The organism is Tundrisphaera macrotermitis (assembly GCF_051175315.1).
Classification (GTDB): domain Bacteria; phylum Planctomycetota; class Planctomycetia; order Isosphaerales; family Isosphaeraceae; genus Tundrisphaera.
Map to the genome: position 1 here is coordinate 2,624,716 of NZ_CP195100.1, position 15,566 is coordinate 2,640,281.

At 68.7% G+C, this 15,566-nt stretch carries 15 protein-coding genes and 1 tRNA gene; 14 read left to right on the plus strand and 2 right to left on the minus strand.

From position 1 onward, the window contains the following. The first annotated feature begins 81 nt into the window (after positions 1-81). Positions 82-1,311, plus strand: a complete 1,230-nt coding sequence (locus TA3x_RS10530; protein WP_435020948.1) for a PcfJ domain-containing protein — start codon at positions 82-84, stop codon at positions 1,309-1,311. Positions 1,312-1,365: 54 nt separating this feature from the next. On the opposite strand, the gene TA3x_RS10535 is transcribed toward TA3x_RS10530, so the two are convergent. Continuing rightward, positions 1,366-2,769, minus strand: a complete 1,404-nt coding sequence (locus TA3x_RS10535; RefSeq protein ID WP_435020950.1) for a tetratricopeptide repeat protein — start codon at positions 2,767-2,769, stop codon at positions 1,366-1,368. A gap of 364 nt (positions 2,770-3,133) precedes the next feature. Between TA3x_RS10535 and TA3x_RS10540 the strand changes: the two genes are divergently transcribed. From TA3x_RS10540 to lpxB, 13 genes are all read left to right on the plus strand, one after another. Beyond that, positions 3,134-3,793 carry a helix-turn-helix transcriptional regulator gene (locus TA3x_RS10540; RefSeq protein ID WP_435020952.1) on the plus strand — a complete coding sequence of 220 codons (660 nt, stop codon included), beginning with the start codon at positions 3,134-3,136 and terminating at the stop codon, positions 3,791-3,793. Between the two features lie 103 nt (positions 3,794-3,896). Next, positions 3,897-4,718 (plus strand): Fe-S cluster assembly ATPase SufC, encoded by an 822-nt coding sequence (gene sufC, locus TA3x_RS10545; protein ID WP_435020954.1) that lies wholly within the window; start codon positions 3,897-3,899, stop codon positions 4,716-4,718. Between the two features lie 141 nt (positions 4,719-4,859). Further along, positions 4,860-6,275: a Fe-S cluster assembly protein SufB gene (gene sufB / locus TA3x_RS10550; protein ID WP_435020956.1), complete on the plus strand. Its 1,416-nt coding sequence runs from the start codon at positions 4,860-4,862 to the stop codon at positions 6,273-6,275. Between the two features lie 154 nt (positions 6,276-6,429). Continuing rightward, positions 6,430-6,502 (plus strand) — tRNA-Ile (locus tag TA3x_RS10555). Between the two features lie 43 nt (positions 6,503-6,545). Then, positions 6,546-6,989 carry a hypothetical protein gene (locus tag TA3x_RS10560; protein WP_435020958.1) on the plus strand — a complete coding sequence of 148 codons (444 nt, stop codon included), beginning with the start codon at positions 6,546-6,548 and terminating at the stop codon, positions 6,987-6,989. Between the two features lie 10 nt (positions 6,990-6,999). After that, the gene (locus TA3x_RS10565) at positions 7,000-7,272 is read left to right on the plus strand and encodes a hypothetical protein (RefSeq protein ID WP_435020960.1); all 273 of its coding nucleotides are present in this window, start codon (positions 7,000-7,002) and stop codon (positions 7,270-7,272) included. A 74-nt stretch (positions 7,273-7,346) separates the two neighbouring features. After that, positions 7,347-8,678 (plus strand): Fe-S cluster assembly protein SufD, encoded by a 1,332-nt coding sequence (sufD, locus tag TA3x_RS10570; RefSeq protein ID WP_435020962.1) that lies wholly within the window; start codon positions 7,347-7,349, stop codon positions 8,676-8,678. A gap of 54 nt (positions 8,679-8,732) precedes the next feature. After that, positions 8,733-9,587, plus strand: a complete 855-nt coding sequence (locus TA3x_RS10575; RefSeq protein WP_435020964.1) for a sulfurtransferase — start codon at positions 8,733-8,735, stop codon at positions 9,585-9,587. A gap of 50 nt (positions 9,588-9,637) precedes the next feature. Beyond that, positions 9,638-10,093 (plus strand): SufE family protein, encoded by a 456-nt coding sequence (locus TA3x_RS10580; RefSeq protein ID WP_435020966.1) that lies wholly within the window; start codon positions 9,638-9,640, stop codon positions 10,091-10,093. Positions 10,094-10,163: 70 nt separating this feature from the next. Continuing rightward, positions 10,164-10,463, plus strand: a complete 300-nt coding sequence (locus TA3x_RS10585; RefSeq protein WP_435020968.1) for a metal-sulfur cluster assembly factor — start codon at positions 10,164-10,166, stop codon at positions 10,461-10,463. 362 nt (positions 10,464-10,825) lie between these two features. Beyond that, positions 10,826-11,608: a helix-turn-helix domain-containing protein gene (locus TA3x_RS10590; protein ID WP_435020970.1), complete on the plus strand. Its 783-nt coding sequence runs from the start codon at positions 10,826-10,828 to the stop codon at positions 11,606-11,608. A 144-nt stretch (positions 11,609-11,752) separates the two neighbouring features. Then, the gene (locus tag TA3x_RS10595) at positions 11,753-13,159 is read left to right on the plus strand and encodes a sigma 54-interacting transcriptional regulator (protein WP_435020972.1); all 1,407 of its coding nucleotides are present in this window, start codon (positions 11,753-11,755) and stop codon (positions 13,157-13,159) included. A 100-nt stretch (positions 13,160-13,259) separates the two neighbouring features. After that, entirely contained in the window at positions 13,260-14,480 is a 1,221-nt protein-coding gene (gene lpxB, locus TA3x_RS10600) for a lipid-A-disaccharide synthase (RefSeq protein WP_435020974.1), read from the plus strand. A gap of 3 nt (positions 14,481-14,483) precedes the next feature. Here the strand turns inward: lpxB and TA3x_RS10605 are convergent, their stop codons facing one another. Continuing rightward, complete coding sequence (locus tag TA3x_RS10605) at positions 14,484-15,389, minus strand: phosphotransferase (RefSeq protein WP_435020976.1); 906 nt, start codon at positions 15,387-15,389, stop codon at positions 14,484-14,486. Between the last annotated feature and the right edge of the window lie 177 nt (positions 15,390-15,566).

The window sequence follows — 15,566 nt, forward strand, 5'->3', positions numbered from 1 at the left end:
GGGCCGCCCGACCATGACCGGCGACGCGGCGCGTCGTCCTTCATCGCGTTGCGCACCCACGGCCCCGCCGGGAGATCCCCCATGTCCCTGCCCCATGCTCGCAGAGAGTTCGCGAAATCGCTGATTGATCGGTCGATCCGATCCGCCCTGGCCGCGTCGGTCGCGGGCAAGCCGCGTCGGGCGTTCGCCGACCTGCTGTGGCGGGTCCAGTCCCGGTCCGCCCTGCTGAGGCCGGCGTGCCACGTCGGGCAGGCGGACGCCGCCCCGTTCGAAGGGATCCTCAACGGCCTGCTCGCTCTCAGCGAGGAGCGGCGCTCCTGGGTGCGGCCGATCGACGCGTGGGAGCCGGTCGGCGTGGGGCCCTTGCCCCTGTTCTCGTCGCTGGCCCATCACCTGTTTGCCGAGTACCCGGTCCCGCCGGTCCTCCTGTCGGCCTGGACCGGCGGGACGGGCTATCCCGCCAAGCGGCGGCAGGGCTGGTTCCGCCACGTCGGGCGGGGCGGGAGCCTCCGCACGGCGCGTTTCCCGATCCACCTGACGAAGCGGATGGCCCACGAGTTCGCCCACGCCCCGGCCACGTTCCCGATCGAGTTCGCCCTCCGCTGGGCGCAGGTCCGGGGGCTGGGCGGGTCCGACCGGCTGGCCCGGGCCATCGCCGCATCGCGATTGGGGGTCGACCTGCGGAACGAGGATTTCTGGCTCCCCGTGATCCACCTGTTCCTGAACACGCCCCGGCTGGCGTTGGAGGAGGTGGGGGCGATCATCGACTACCTCCACGACCGGAAGTTCCGGTATCGGCCGGCGATCATCGGCGAGGGGACCGAGATCGAGCTGGACCCGCCCGAGCCCGACCTGTCGATCAAGGGACGCACCGTCGCGTCGCTGATGCGGCGGGTGGTCGCCTGGCGGGCGGAAGCCCGGCCGGCCCGGCCCGAGAAGATCCTGATCCGCTGGGAGGGGCTGGGCCTCCATCCCTATCACCGCGACGACGGGGCGGGGGGCGCCTGGACGATCCGCGAGCTGCTGGACAGCGATGCGTTGGCCGCGGAGGGGGAGGCGATGCACCACTGCGTCGCCACCTACACCGCGATCTGCTCCAAACGACGGTCGTCGATCTGGTCGCTGGGCGTGGAGCGTCCCGACGGCCGCGACCGCCTCATGACCATCGAGGTCGACCCGGCGACGAGGCAGGTCATCCAGGCGAAGCGGAAGTGCAACCGGGAGCCCGACGCCGCCTGCCTGGCGATCCTCCGCGACTGGGCCGGCCGTGAGGGGCTGAACCTGGACGCCCTCGACGATGGCGAGGCCTGATCGGCCGTCGGATCGGGGGGAGGAGTCCACGCCCCGATCCCCCCGGCCGGGCGGTCAGTCCTCGGGCTCTTCCTTCTTGGACAGGTTGCGGAGCCGCTCGGCGACATCCTTGTACGAGTAGTCGTTGGCGGCGACCTCGTTGAAGTGCTCTTCCGCGATCGCCAGGTTGCCCTGGGCCTGCGCGAGGCAGCCGAGGTTGTAGTGCAACTCGTTGATCGTGGGGATGTCTTCGACGGCGGCCAGCCGGAGCGCCTCCTGGAGGTTGCGTTCGGCGAGCCGCAGCGAGCCGTTGGCCTGGAACGACAGCCCCGCCTGGAGCAAGGCGTGGACCTTCAGCTCCGGGCTGTTGCGGGCCTGCTGGAACTCGGCGATCGCCTCGTCGTGGCGCCCGCCCCTGGCCAGGAGCTTGCCCAGCTCGAACCGGAGGTTGGCGTCGTCGGCCTGGAGTCCGATCTTGCGCTTCAGCTCCTTGACCTCGTAGTTGTAGAGGGCGGTCTGGAACTGTTCGAGCTTCTCCTTCTTGTCGGAGTCGGTCGGGTCCTTGGCGACCTTCTGGGTCATCACCTCGACGGCGTGCCTCAGGCGTGCGATCTGGACCTCGGCGTACGCCGATCGGATATAAGGATTGTCGGGGACCGCCTTGAGCCCGCGGGCCAGGATCTTCTCCGCATCTTCGAGCCGATTCTCGTTGCGGTAGTCCTCGGCGAGCGAGAGGTAGGAGCCGATCCGCTCGGGGTTCTCCTGGATCTCGGCGAGGTAGCGCTGCTCGGGGGTGACGGAGTTGCGGCGGATCTCGTCGGGGTCGGGCGGGGCGTCCTTCTCCGGGCCGGAGACGGCGGCGTGCTTGCCCAGCGACTGGTCGAGCCCCGAGCGTTGGATCGCGGCGCGGGCCGTGATGTCGTTGATCCGGCGCCGGGCGTCCTCGTCGTGGGGCAGGATGGCCTTGACCTTCTCCCAGCAGATGATCGCCTTCTTCCAGTCCTCGGCCAGCTCCTCGATGTGGGCGGCGAACCGGAGGAACTTGTGATCCTTCTCCCCCTGGGCGAAGACCGACTCGACGAAGTACTGGGCGACCTTCTTGAGGCCGAGGTTCTCGGCCGCCTCGGCGGCGTCCATCGCGATCGAGGTGTCCCACGGGCTGGCCAGGAACGCCTCCTCGCACAGCTCGATCGCCTCGGCCCACTTCCCCTTCTTCTTGAGCGAGCCGATCTTCATCTTGGTCGTCTGGAGCGACAGGCCGACCATCCGCCCGACCTTGCTCGGGTCGTTGTTGAACTTCTTGCGGGCGACCCCACGCAGCGACTGGCGGTAGGGCAGCTCCTCCGGGTCGAGCTTGCACGCATCCCGGTACATCTGGGCCGCGTACTCGTAGTTCCCCTTCGTGGCGGCGTCGTTGCCGCGCTGGAAGAGGTCCCTGGCCTGCTTCTTACGAGCGGTTGAATCCGGCCCCGTGGACATCGGTACGAACCCCTTCCGATCCCGAGGGGGGTCCCCCGGGAGCAAGCACGACCGGTGGGCGGGATGCCCCTCGGTTTCCCGCCCGCAAGCCTCATCGACCTTTCCCGTCCAGACTAACAGAAACGGTCGGTCCGTCAACCGGCCGCAACAGATGGCGGGTGAAGGGGGGATGGATGGGCGAAGGGCGGGGCCATCCCGGGTTTTTCGCAACGAATCTTGCGAAAATTGGTCGGGCGGGGGCCCGCTTCATGGACGATCGCCGTCGGATCCCCTACAATGGGCCCGTGTGGTCGCGGATCGGGTCGGGACGGATCGGCCTCGCGGACCTGGGTCCGCCGGGCGGCGAGGCGGGGGGATTGACGCGATGTCCGACACCTCCGACCGCAGGCTCCTGGACCTGATCCGCCGCCAGGGCCCCCTGACCGTCGCGGCGATGGCCGAGCACCTCGGCGTCACGCCGACGGCGATCCGCAACCGCCTGACCCGGCTGGTCGCCTCGGGCCTGGTCGAGCGCCGGGCCGAGCCCGGCGGCCGCGGCCGTCCGAAGCACACCTACCGCGCCAGCGAGGCGGCCCAGCAGGCGCTGGGGCAGAACTATGCCGACCTGGCCGTGGCGCTCTGGGAAGAGTTGATGCGGGACATCGAAGACCCCAAGCTCCGCCGCTTCCTGTTCGGCCGCGTCACCGATCGGCTCGCCGATCTTTATGGGTCGCAGGTCCAGGGGGAGGCGTGGCAGGGCCGGATGGTCCAGCTCGGCGAGCTGCTGCACGGCCGCGGGATCGAGGCCGAGGTGGCCGACGAGGGCGGGCTGTCGCCGGTCCTCCGCCAGCACTCGTGCCCCTACCATGCCCTGGCCGAGCTCGACCGCACGATCTGCGCCCTGGAACGCAAGATGTTTGAAAAGGTCCTCGGCCACGGCCTCCGGCTGAGTCAGTGCCGCCTGGATGGCCACCGCTCCTGCGACTTCGAGGCCAAGCCCCTGGCGGGCCCGTCCCCGACGTCCAACCCGACCTCGGCCGCCTAGCCCGGCCCACCGATCAATCGTTTCCCCTGGTTTCCGAGCCTCGCGCCGGTCCGTCTCGGCGAGCCTCACGCATCCCTTCCGCTGGAGTGAACGGGCGAGATCCATGAGCAAGGTCCTGAAGATCGAGAATCTGCGGGTGGGCATCGCGGGCAAGGAGATCCTCAAGGGGGTCAACCTCACGATCCGCGAGGGGGAAGTCCACGCCCTGATGGGCCCCAACGGGTCGGGCAAGAGCACCCTGAGCTACGCCCTGGCCGGCCATCCGAATTACGAGATCCTGGGCGGCACCGCCACCCTGGACGGGCAGGACATTCTGGAGATGGAAGCCGACGAGCGGGCCAAGGCGGGCCTGTTCCTCGCCTTCCAGTATCCGACGGTGATCCCCGGCGTCACGGTGGCCAACTTCCTCCGCCACGCCGTCTCCAACGTCCGCAACCCCGACCGCAAGGAAGGGGAAGACCTGATCTCGATGCGCGACTTCCGCAAGGAGATCCGCAAGGAGATGGACGACCTGGGCATGGACCCGGATTTCGCCCGCCGCTACCTCAACGAAGGGTTCTCCGGCGGCGAGAAGAAGCGGGCCGAGGTGCTCCAGCTGGCCATGCTCCGGCCGTCGTTCGCGATCCTCGACGAGACCGATAGCGGCCTGGACATCGACGCCGTCCGCGTCGTCTCCGAGGGCGTGAACCGGGTCGCCCAGCGGATCGGCACCGGCGTGCTGGTCATCACCCACTACGAGCGCATCCTCACCTACATCAAGCCCCAGTTCGTCCACATCCTCTTCGGCGGCAAGATCGTCGAGGACGGCGGCCCCGAGCTGGTCACCCGGCTGGAGGCCGAGGGCTACGACTGGATCCGCGAGAAGTACCCCGAGGCCGCCCGCGAGGAAGAGGCCCTGGAAGAGGCCAACCCGAGCCACTCCTGATCGGGGCGGTCGCCGGGCCATCCGGCATGGAATTCCCCATCGAGGGCGATCGTCCGCCGCGGGTGAACGATCCCGGCCCTGCGTCATCCGTCCTCCGCGACACGACCCGACCCTCGATTCATCGATAAAGGCAGGCATGACATGGCGACCGACCTGAACGCCCAGGTGCAGGGGATCAAGGAAGAGTACAAGTACGGCTTCCGCGATTCCGTCGACAACTACTCGTTCCAGAGCGGCAAGGGGCTGACCAAGGACACGGTCCACCAGATCTCCGACATGAAGAACGAGCCGCAGTGGATGCGCGACATCCGCCTGCACGCGCTCGACGTCTTCTGGTCCAAGCCCAACCCGATCTGGGGCGGCGCCCTGGACGAGCTGAACTACAACGACATCCGCTACTTCATGCGGGCCGCCGACCGCCAGGGCAAGACCTGGGACGACGTGCCGGCCGAGATCAAGAACACGTTCGACAAGCTCGGCATCCCCGAGGCCGAGCGCAAGTTCCTGGCCGGCGTCGGCGCCCAGTACGACTCGGAGGTGGTCTACCACAGCCTCCGCGAAGACCTGGCCAAGAAGGGCGTGATCTTCACCGACACGGACACCGCCCTCCGCGAGCACCCGGACCTCGTCCGCGAGTACTTCGGCAAGATCATCCCGACCGCCGACAACAAGTTCGCCGCGCTGAACACGGCGGTGTGGTCGGGCGGGTCGTTCGTGTACGTCCCCGCCGGCGTGAAGGTGGACATCCCGCTCCAGGCCTACTTCCGGATCAACGCCGAGAACATGGGCCAGTTCGAGCGGACGATGATCATCGTCGAGGAAGGGGCCCAGGTCCACTACGTCGAGGGCTGCACCGCCCCGATCTACACGACCGAGAGCCTCCACTCGGCAGTCGTCGAGGTCCTGGTCAAGAAGGGCGCCCGCTGCCGCTACACGACCATCCAGAACTGGGCGAACAACATCTACAACCTCGTCACCAAGCGTGCCGAGGCCCAGGAAGACGCCCTGATGGAGTGGGTCGACGGCAACCTCGGCAGCCGGCTCACGATGAAGTACCCGGCCGTTCACATGACCGGCAAGGGGGCCCGCGGCGAGATCCTCTCGATCGCCTTCGCCGGCAAGGGGCAGCACCAGGACGCGGGCGGCAAGGTGGTCCACTCGGCCCCCCACACCAGCTCGCGGATCATCAGCAAGAGCATCAGCAAGAACGGCGGCCGCGCCAGCTATCGCGGCCTGCTCAAGATCGACCCGGGCGCCAAGGGCTCCAAGTCCAACGTCGTCTGCGACGCCCTGATCCTCGACCCGTTGAGCCGGTCGGATACCTATCCGTACATCGAGATCGACGAGGATGACGTCAAGATCGGCCACGAGGCCAGCGTCTCCAAGATCGGCGAGGAGCAGCTGTTCTACCTCATGAGCCGCGGCCTGTCCGAGGCCGAGGCCGCGACCATGATCGTCAGCGGATTCATCGAGCCCCTGGTCAAGGAGCTGCCGATGGAATACGCCGTCGAGATGAACAAGCTGATCCAGCTCCAGATGGAAGGCTCGGTCGGCTGAGGCCGTCGCGATCGTTGGGTTCGTTCAACGCCAGGGGTTCGAGCGATGTCGAGAAGCGCTTTCCTCATATCCCGGTCCCTTCCCCGAAGGGGTCGCGGCGTGATGGACGCTCCTCGCCCGCTCGAAGACGGGGGTTCGACTCCCCCCGGCCCCCTGGCGCGTCGCTCAACGGTCAGAGCGGTCTCCTGATCAGAGACTGACGAGGGGTTCGACTCCCCCCTCGCCGACAATCGCATTCCCCCCGAGGTCTCACGCCCTGGAAAGTCGAAGATGGCTCGGGATGATCACCACGGGATCAACGACCAGTTCAAGGCGAGCCAGCATCGGAGGGATGATGCCCAGGTCCTTTTCCATGGTGCCCGCTGGCGGGCCTCGATGTATCTGGGAGGTTACGCCGTCGAGTGCTTGTTGAAAGCGCGGTTGATGAAGAGGTACGGCGTGCGGACTCTTGCGGATCTGGACCAGGACCTGAAATCCCGGGGACTGATCGCTGGAGAGGCCACGGTCTACTCGCACGAGATCGAGTGGTTGTTCCGAATCACGGGGGATCAGGCCCGCATCCGATCCGATCGCGACGCCTGGAAAGCTTATGTGACCGTGAATCGATGGGGGCCGGAGTGGCGATACGATCCCGACCTCTCGGGCCGGGAGGAAGCTGAAGACTTCCTGGATGCGTTGGACAGGGTCCTGTCCTGGTTGCGGGCCCATCCCTGAGGAGGAAGCCATGCCGGCCGATGAATGCTTGAAGCAGCGGATCGTCGATGTCCTCAAGCAGCACTACTTCCGCGATCCGGCCGACCTGGTTGATGTCTCCGATGGGTACGATGATAACGTCCATGTCGTGATCGTGAGCCGCAAATTCGACGGGAAAAGAATCAAAGAAAAGAATGATCTGATCTGGGACATCCTGTCCGGCCACCTGCCCCCCGACGACTGGGGGCATGTCACCCTCTCGATCGGGGTCAGCCCGGAAGACCTCAAGAAAGTCATGATCTGATATCGCCCCCATCTGGGGAGAGTATCGACCCTCATTCACCACCGCAGAGATGCGAATAGGAAGAGTTCTCCGAGATGAGCAGCGCGACCGTTAGTCCCACCGCGACCGGCGGGTTTTCCGAGGCGAGCTTCGAGGCGTTCCTGAAGGGCCGGGATGAGCCCTCGTGGCTGCTGGAACGGCGGCGCAAGGCGTTCCAGGCCTTCGCGTCGATGCCGATGCCGACCCTGCGCGACGAGGAGTGGCGACGGACCGACATCCGCGGCCTCAAGCTCGGCTCGTTCGCCCTGCCCGCGCCCGGCGAGGCGTCGGCCCACGCCCGGGGCTGCATGGTCACCTCGTGGGAGGCGCTCAGCGGCCACTATGCCACCGGCATCGAGCACCTGAACGCCGCCCCGACCCGGAAGGCCGACCCGGCGAAGCTGGGCGGGGCGATCCTGGTCGACCTGGCGACCGCCGCGAAGGAGCACGGCGAGATCCTCGAACGGCACATGCTGACCGAGGCCGTCGACCCGATGGCCGACGCCTTCTCGGCCCTGCATGCAGCCTTCTGGACCGGCGGGACGCTGCTCTACGTCCCCAAAGGGGTCAAGGTCGAGGCCCCCCTGTTCAGCCTGGTCGGGATGGCCGGCGAGGGGGCGGTCGACCTCGACCACACCCTGATCGTCCTGGAAGAAGGGGCCGAGGCCACCCTGATCCGCGAGCTGGCCGGCCAGGGCCGGTCCTCGGCCCCCGGCCTCCACGTCGGGGCGGTCGAGCTGATCGTCCGCGACGGGGCGAAGCTCCAGTTCGTCAACATCCAGGACTGGGACGACGCCACCTGGCACTTCAGCCGGGAGCGGGCCCTGGTCGGAGCCGGCGGGTCGATCCAGTGGACCGTGGGCGGGCTCGGGTCGCGGCTGTCCAAGGTCAATCAGGAAGTCGCCCTGATGGGCCCGAAGGCCGACGCCCAGGTCAACGGCGTGATGTTCACGACCGGCAAGCAGCACCTGGCCTACTTCACCCGCCAGGACCACGTCGCCCCGGACACCCACAGCGACCTGCTCTACAAGTCGGGGCTCAAGGACAAGTCCCGGATCGTCTGGAAGGGGATGATCAAGGTCGAGAAGGATGCCCAGAAGACCGACGCCTACCAGAAGAACGACAACCTGATCCTGTCGGACGCCGCCCGCGCCGACTCGATCCCGGGGCTGGAGATCGAGGCCAACGACGTCCGCTGCACCCACGGCGCCACCGCCGGCGAGGTGGACGAGGAGATGGTCTTCTATCTCATGGCCCGCGGCATCGACCGCGAGACCGCCGTCCGCCTGATCGTCGAGGGCTTCTTCGCCAACGTCTACGACCGGATCGGCCTGGAATCGGTCCGCGAGTCGCTCCGCCAGGCCGTGGCCTCGAAGCTCGAACTCTGATCCCGACCCCGACCCTTTCCTCCAGCGACCTGCACCGCAACGGGAGCCCGTCCGATGTCCGAATCCTATGCCCACCCCGAAGTCCTCGTCTCCGCCGACTGGGTCCAGGAGCACCTGAACGACCCCAAGGTCCGGATCGTCGAGAGCGACGAGGATGTCCTGCTCTATGACATGGGCCACATCCCCGGCGCGGTGAAGATCGACTGGCAGGGCGACCTGCAGGACCAGCTGGTCCGCGACTACATCGACGCCGAGAAGTTCGCCTCGATCTGCGCCCGGGCCGGGATCACCGACTCCACCACCGTCGTCTTCTACGGCGACAAGTCGAATTGGTGGGCCTGCTACGCCTTCTGGGCGTTCAAGCTGTTCGGCCACAAGGACTGCCGCGTGATGAACGGCGGCCGCAAGCTGTGGATGGACGAGAAGCGTCCCACGACCACCGAGGTCCCCAACTACCCGCCCACCATCTACAACGTCGGCGCCAGCGCCGAGGCGACCATCCGCGCGTTCCGCGACGACGCCCTGGCCCACTCCAAGGGCGGCCTGCCCCTGCTGGACGTCCGCAGCCCCAAGGAGTTCACCGGCGAGCGGACCCACATGGAGGAGTACCCCCAGGAAGGCACCCTCCGCGGCGGCCACATCCCGGGCGCCGTCAGCGTCCCCTGGGCCCGCGCCGTGAACGAGGACGGCACCTTCAAGACCGCCGGGGAACTCAAGGCGATCTACCAGGGCGAGGTGGGCCTGAACCCCTCCGACGACATCATCGCCTATTGCCGGATCGGCGAGCGGTCCAGCCTGACCTGGTTCGTCCTGACCTACCTGCTGGGCTACGAGAAGGTCCGCAACTACGACGGTTCGTGGTGCGAGTGGGGCAACCTGGTCCGCGCCCCGATCGCCAAGGGGGCCTGAGCCCCCGCAGAGTCCGCCCTGGTCGCCCATCCCCCGCGAGGAACTCGCCCGTGGCCGCCGCGCTCGACGAAATCGTCTCGGAACTCAGCGAAGCCGACCGTCAGGAACGGATCGAGATGCTGATCGACTTCGCCAAGAACCTGCCCCCGCTGCCCGACCGGCTCGCGGCGCTCAAGGATGCCGAGCATCGCGTCGAGGAGTGCCAGTCGCCGGTCTTCCTGTTCGTCGAGGCCAACGGGGACCGGGTCGAGATCCACGCCGATGCCCCGATCGAGGCCCCCACGGTCCGCGGGTTCGTGGCCATCCTGGTCGAAGGCCTGAGCGGGGCGACCGTCGAGGACGTCCTCGGCCTCAAGTCCGACCTGGTCGAGCGGATCGGCCTGACGGAGATCCTCGGGATGCTCCGGGTCCGGGGCCTGACCGGGGTCCTGAACCGCCTCAAGAAGGAAGTGACCAAGGCCGCGATGGCCCGGCCCTCCGGCGACGCCGGCCCGGCCGCCCCCTGAGAAGCCCGCGGCGGCCGCCTCCCCGGCCGCCCTCATCCCCGCCCGGCCCCTCCCCTGGAATCGCCCCACCATGACCGATCAAGAGACCGTGGTCGATGCCCTTCGCACCGTGATCGACCCCGAGTTGAACGTCAACATCGTCGACCTCGGGCTGGTCTACACGGTCCAGACCCGCGAGGAAGAGGTCGACGTCGAGATGACGCTGACCACCCCCGCTTGCCCGGCCGGCCCGGAGATCCTCCGCAACGCAGTCGCCGCGATCGAAAAGGTCGAAGGGGTCGCCAAGGCCAACGTGAAGCTGGTGATGACCCCGCCCTGGTCCCCCGACCGGATGAGCGACGACGCCCGCGACCAGTTGGGCATTTTTTGACCGAACGATGACGGCCGAACCCATCCCCTCCGGCCCCGGGCGGACCCCCGCCGAGGGGCGGGGCGGGGCCGGTTTTATGCTTGAATTGTGGCGTGGAAGCGACATCCATGATCGTTTCTTAAACATCCCTATCAAACCCGCGAATGCTGGCGCATAATCGGCCTCGGGATCGACGGGGAGGGTCGGCCATTCAAGAAAAATCCGGCCTCGTGCTTGGGCTGGAGGCTTGACGGGCGAGGCCGGGTTTACTAAGACTCCGATCGTTCGCGTCCCAAGGGTTGATTCGATTCCGAATGGACCGAAAGGGACTCCCGTCAGCGGGATGATACGCCGTGGCCCGAAAAAAAACGTCCAAAGTCCGCGTGAATGTCAAAGCATCGATCTCGAGGCGGCTCCGCGAAGTCCGCCAGGAATTGTTCGGCGATCATGGCGGACCCGAGCTGGCTCGTCGCCTCAACCTCCCCGCCCGGACCTGGTACAACTACGAGACCGGCGTGACGGTCCCGGCGGAAGTGCTGCTGTCGTTCATCGATCAGACGGGGGCCAACCCGGTCTGGCTCCTGTCCGGCGAGGGGGAGCGGCTGACCCGCGGCGGCGACGATTTCTCCCTCTCCGACATGTCGCCGATCGAGTTGATCCGCAAGGGATTGGAGAAGCTGGAGCAGCGGCCGGAGGGGGTGGTGGTCGTGCCTCCGGACCAGCCCCCCGGGGACGTCTCCTCGGATTTCGTCGCGGTGAGCCTGATCTCCCTGGCCGACCTGGGGGCCAAGGCCCCGGTCGCCGACCGGATCGAGGGGCACATCCTCGCCTATCGCGATTGGCTGCCCCACCCGAAAGAGACCGTGGCCGTGCGGCTGGACGACGAGGCGATGTTCCCGATCCTGCCGGCGGGCTCCGTCGTCGCCGTCGACCGTTCCCTGGCCGACCCCCGGCGGTTGCAGGGCAAGATGGTCGCCGCCGTGATCGATGGCGTCGCCATGATCCGCTGGCTCGAGATCAGCGGACGCCACCTGATCCTCCGGCCCAACCAGCCGAGCCGCGAACATCCCCTCATGCCGGTGGAGATGGATGACGAGGGAGAATCCCCGGTGATCGGGCAGGTGGTCTGGTCCTGGAGTTGTTTCTCCCAGGAATGCGCCAACTGAACCGCACCATCGGGCCGACCGATGGTGAGGCAGGAATCCGCTTACCTCGCCGGACCGATCAGGCTACCTTGGGGATGGCTTCGGGTCGCTCTCCCCGACCCGGGCGCTTTTCCCTCCCTTCGTCCCGGACGCCCCACCCCGGCCATGCCGCCACACCGAGCCTCGGGCGCCCGGCTGGACGCCCTCGTTCAGAACGCTTGCGAGCCGATGTTCTGGCTCGGCCCGGACCATCGCATCCTCTCGGTGAATCGGGCCTGGGAGGAACTGACCGGGCACGCCGCCGAGGAGGTGGCCGGCCTGGAGTGCCGGCCCCACGGGCCGACCCGCCCGAATGACCTGGCCGGCCTGGGGGGCAGCTTCTGCCCGCCGCCCGAGGCGATGTCCGGCCATCCCGCCGGATCGACGACGCTGATCCTCCGCTCGGACGGGGAGAGGCTCCGGCGTCGGGTCGAGTTCTGGCCGTTCCACGACGCCCAGGGGGGCCTGATCGGCGTCATGGGGATGGTCCGCCCGGCCGACGAGGCCCCGCACGCCCCCGACTCCGAGGCCCACAAGCTCCGCGCCGAGCTGATGGAGGCCCGCGACCGGCTCCACCGGCGGCACGGGGTCGAGTCGATGGTCGGCCGGGGCCCCGCGCACCGGCGGCTGCTCGATCAGGTCGCGGCGGCCTCCGCGACCGCCGTCCCGGTCCTGATCGTGGGGGAGGGGGGGACGGGCAAGCGGCTGGCCGCCCAGACGATCCACCATCGCGGCCCGCGTCGCCAGGCCCCGCTGCTGGCCTACGACTGCAAGGCGCTGCCGCCGGAGGTGCTGGAGCGCGAGCTGTTCGGCGGGGCGGACGGCGAGGGGCCGGGCCTGACCGTGCCGGACGGCGCGACGGTCCTGATCGGCGACATCCTGGACCTGCCCCGCGACCTCCAAGCCCGGCTCGCCGCCGGGCTGGACGGCCGCGCCCGGCTGGTGGCGACCACCTCCGGCGACCCCGACGCGGCGCTCGGGGCCGAGCGGCTCCGGCCCGACCTGTATTATGCCCTGACGACGCTGGTCCTCCGGCTCCGCCCGCTCCGCGAGCGGGTCGACGAACTGCCGCTGCTGGCCCAGCACCTGCTGGAGCGGGCCAACCTCCGCGGCGAACGCCGCCGCGAGGGGTTCCGCCCCGAGGCCCTGGCCGCGCTGGCCGCCTACGACTGGCCCGGCAACCTCCGCGAGCTGGCCCGGGTGATCGAGGAGGCCCACGCCCGGGGGGCCGGGCCGCTCATCGGCGTCGAGGACATCCCGCCGACGATCCGGGGTCATCGCGGGGGGGCCTACCAGCCGCCCCCCGCGCCCCCGCCGGCCTCGCTCAAGGACCTGCTCGTCCAGGTCGAGCGCGAGGCGATCGAGAAGGCCCTGGGGCGATCCCGGCAGAACAAGTCGCGGGCCGCCAAGCTGCTCGGCGTCAACCGCCCGTTCCTGTACCGGCGGATCAAGGAACTGGGCATTGCCGACGAGCCCGGCCCCGAGGAGGCCGATCCCGACGAGACGGGCGAAGGGCCATCCGACGAGGCGTGATCCCCGAGACGGGCCTCGGCTTCCCGGAATGGCCGCGAACTGCTAAGGTCGGCGGCGGTGGGATGGACCCGACCCCAGGCATGGACGCGAGCCACTTCCGATGCGCATCTTCCTGTCAGCCGGCGAGCCCAGCGGCGATCTCCACGGCGCCAACCTGATCCACTCGATCCGGCGGCTCCGGCCCGACGTCGAGTTCGTCGGCTTCGGCGGCCCGAAGATGGAGGAGGCCGGGGCGACCCTGCTGTTCCCCCTGGTCGAGCTGGCCGTGATGTGGTTCCTCCGCGTCCTGATCAAGCTCCCCAAGTTCTTCGCCCTGATCGACCAGGCCGAGGAAGAATTCCGCACCAACCGGCCCGACGCGCTGGTGGTGATCGACTATCCCGGGTTCCACTGGGTCCTGGCCAAAAGGGCCAAGAAGTACGGCATCCCGGTGATCTACTTCGTCCCGCCGCAGATCTGGGCCTGGGCCGGGTGGCGGGTCAAGAAGGTCCGGCGGTCGATCGACCACGTCCTCTGCACCCTCCCGTTCGAGCCGGCCTGGTATCACGCCCGGGGCGTGCCCGGGGCGGTCCACGTCGGGCATCCCTACTTCGACGAGCTGACCGAGCGCCATCTCGACGCCGAGTTCCTCGCCGTGATGGGGCGCGAGAAGGGTCCTCTGGTGGCGATCTTGCCCGGGTCCCGGACCCAGGAGGTCACCCGCAACCTCCCGACCATGCTCCGCGCCGCCGCCAAGCTAGCCAAGCAACGCCCCGACGCCCGATTCGCCATCGCCTGCCTCCACGACCGCCATCGCGCCCTGGCGACCGAGATCATCGAGAAGACCAACGCCGAGGTCGACGTGGAGATCCACGCCGCCCGCACCCCCGAGCTGATCCGCCTGGCCGACGTGGCCTGGGCCGTGTCGGGCTCGGTGGGGCTGGAGTTGATGGTCGAGGCCCTGCCGACCGTCGTCCTCTACCGGATCAAGCGGTTCGACCTCTGGGTCGCCCGCAAGTTCATCAAGAGCAAGTACATCGCCCTGGTGAACCTCCTGGCCGACGCCGAGGTCATGCCCGAGTACCTCACCTCGCGCGACGTGTCGGACGAGATGGCCGCGCACGCCCTCACCTGGCTCAACGACCCCGCCGAAAGGGCCCGCGCCTCGAAGACCCTGGCCGATCTGCGCGACCGGGTCGCCATCCCGGGCGCCTCGGACCGCGCCGCCGAGCGGATCGTGGCGGCCCTGGCCCCGCCCACCCCCGGCCACCCGCTCCATCGCGGGCCGCATGGCCGGGACGCCGTGGCCCCCGGGCATCGTCCCGGGTCGAACCGCCCCTGAGGTTCAAAGGAGCGGGCCGCGGGCCGCGACGAAGCGGCCCAGATGGTCCTCGGCATAGTCCAGATAGAACTCCGGCCCGTGGACCTGCGAGATGGCCGACTGGAGATAGCCCCACGTCGCTTCACGCAGGCACGAGGCCAGCCGCATGAGCCGGATGCGGCGCAGGTCGGCCGGGCGAACCTCGCCGAAATAGACCTCGGCCAGCGTGCGTTCCTGGGCCTCGTCCAGGTCGCCATTGGCGGCGAAGCAGCCCAGGTCGAAGAAGCGGTCCCCCTGGCCGGCGTACTCCCAGTCGATGATCCAGGCCCGCCGGCCGTCGTCGATCAGGTTCGCTGGCAGCAGGTCGTTGTGGCAGAGGCAGGGCGGCTCCCCCGTCCCGAGTTCCGCCTCCAGCCGATCCAGGACCCCGGCGGGCCGGTCCAACTCCGCCGGCATGGCGACGCCCGCTTCCTCGGCCAGCTCCCGGTTGTGGCGGATCGTGGCGAACACCGAGAAGCGGGTGACCCCGGCCGGTACCGGGAGGTCGTGGCCCCGCCGGATCGCCCCGGCCACGCGGCCGAGGATGCCCGGGTCGCGGAGATCGTCCGCCCCGAGCGTCCGCCCCGCCAGGTGGCGGGTGAGGATCGCCTCGTGTTCGGGCAGGTAGGCGATGACCTCCGGGCCGACGCCGCCCGCCGCGGCCGCCCGCAGGCAGGCCACCTCCTGATCGCGATCGATGCCGAGCGCGGCGGTGTCCGCGCCGGCGATCCGGAGGGCGTAGGATTCGCCGCCCGCATCGACGCGGTAATTGTGGTTGGTCATCCCGCCGCCCAGCGGGCGGATCGCCCACCGCCGGTCCGGGAGCGATGGGACGAGGGCCAGCAGTCGTCGGAGGTGGGCGTCTTCCTCGCGTCCCAGGTCGTTCGGCATCGGTGTTCCTCCTTCCTGGATTCGAGATTCGTCGGCCCGGACGATCCGAGCGGCGATGGATCGGGGCCTGATGGAACGCCGGCCGCGTCGGTGCAGGCTCGTCAGTTGCAAGCCATCCTTTACAATGGGAGGGCTTCCCCGTCCCGCACCATCACGACCGACACCCGACGAGCCGAG

Excerpts from the sequence above, each read along its gene's own strand:
- TA3x_RS10530 (WP_435020948.1), top strand. The coding sequence starts at position 82 with ATGTCCCTGCCCCATGCTCGCAGAGAGTTCGCGAAATCGCTGATTGAT.
- TA3x_RS10535 (WP_435020950.1), bottom strand. The coding sequence starts at position 2,769 with ATGTCCACGGGGCCGGATTCAACCGCTCGTAAGAAGCAGGCCAGGGAC.
- TA3x_RS10540 (WP_435020952.1), top strand. The coding sequence starts at position 3,134 with ATGTCCGACACCTCCGACCGCAGGCTCCTGGACCTGATCCGCCGCCAG.
- sufC (WP_435020954.1), top strand. The coding sequence starts at position 3,897 with ATGAGCAAGGTCCTGAAGATCGAGAATCTGCGGGTGGGCATCGCGGGC.
- sufB (WP_435020956.1), top strand. The coding sequence starts at position 4,860 with ATGGCGACCGACCTGAACGCCCAGGTGCAGGGGATCAAGGAAGAGTAC.
- TA3x_RS10560 (WP_435020958.1), top strand. The coding sequence starts at position 6,546 with ATGGCTCGGGATGATCACCACGGGATCAACGACCAGTTCAAGGCGAGC.
- TA3x_RS10565 (WP_435020960.1), top strand. The coding sequence starts at position 7,000 with ATGCCGGCCGATGAATGCTTGAAGCAGCGGATCGTCGATGTCCTCAAG.
- sufD (WP_435020962.1), top strand. The coding sequence starts at position 7,347 with ATGAGCAGCGCGACCGTTAGTCCCACCGCGACCGGCGGGTTTTCCGAG.
- TA3x_RS10575 (WP_435020964.1), top strand. The coding sequence starts at position 8,733 with ATGTCCGAATCCTATGCCCACCCCGAAGTCCTCGTCTCCGCCGACTGG.
- TA3x_RS10585 (WP_435020968.1), top strand. The coding sequence starts at position 10,164 with ATGACCGATCAAGAGACCGTGGTCGATGCCCTTCGCACCGTGATCGAC.
- TA3x_RS10595 (WP_435020972.1), top strand. The coding sequence starts at position 11,753 with ATGCCGCCACACCGAGCCTCGGGCGCCCGGCTGGACGCCCTCGTTCAG.
- lpxB (WP_435020974.1), top strand. The coding sequence starts at position 13,260 with ATGCGCATCTTCCTGTCAGCCGGCGAGCCCAGCGGCGATCTCCACGGC.
- TA3x_RS10605 (WP_435020976.1), bottom strand. The coding sequence starts at position 15,389 with ATGCCGAACGACCTGGGACGCGAGGAAGACGCCCACCTCCGACGACTG.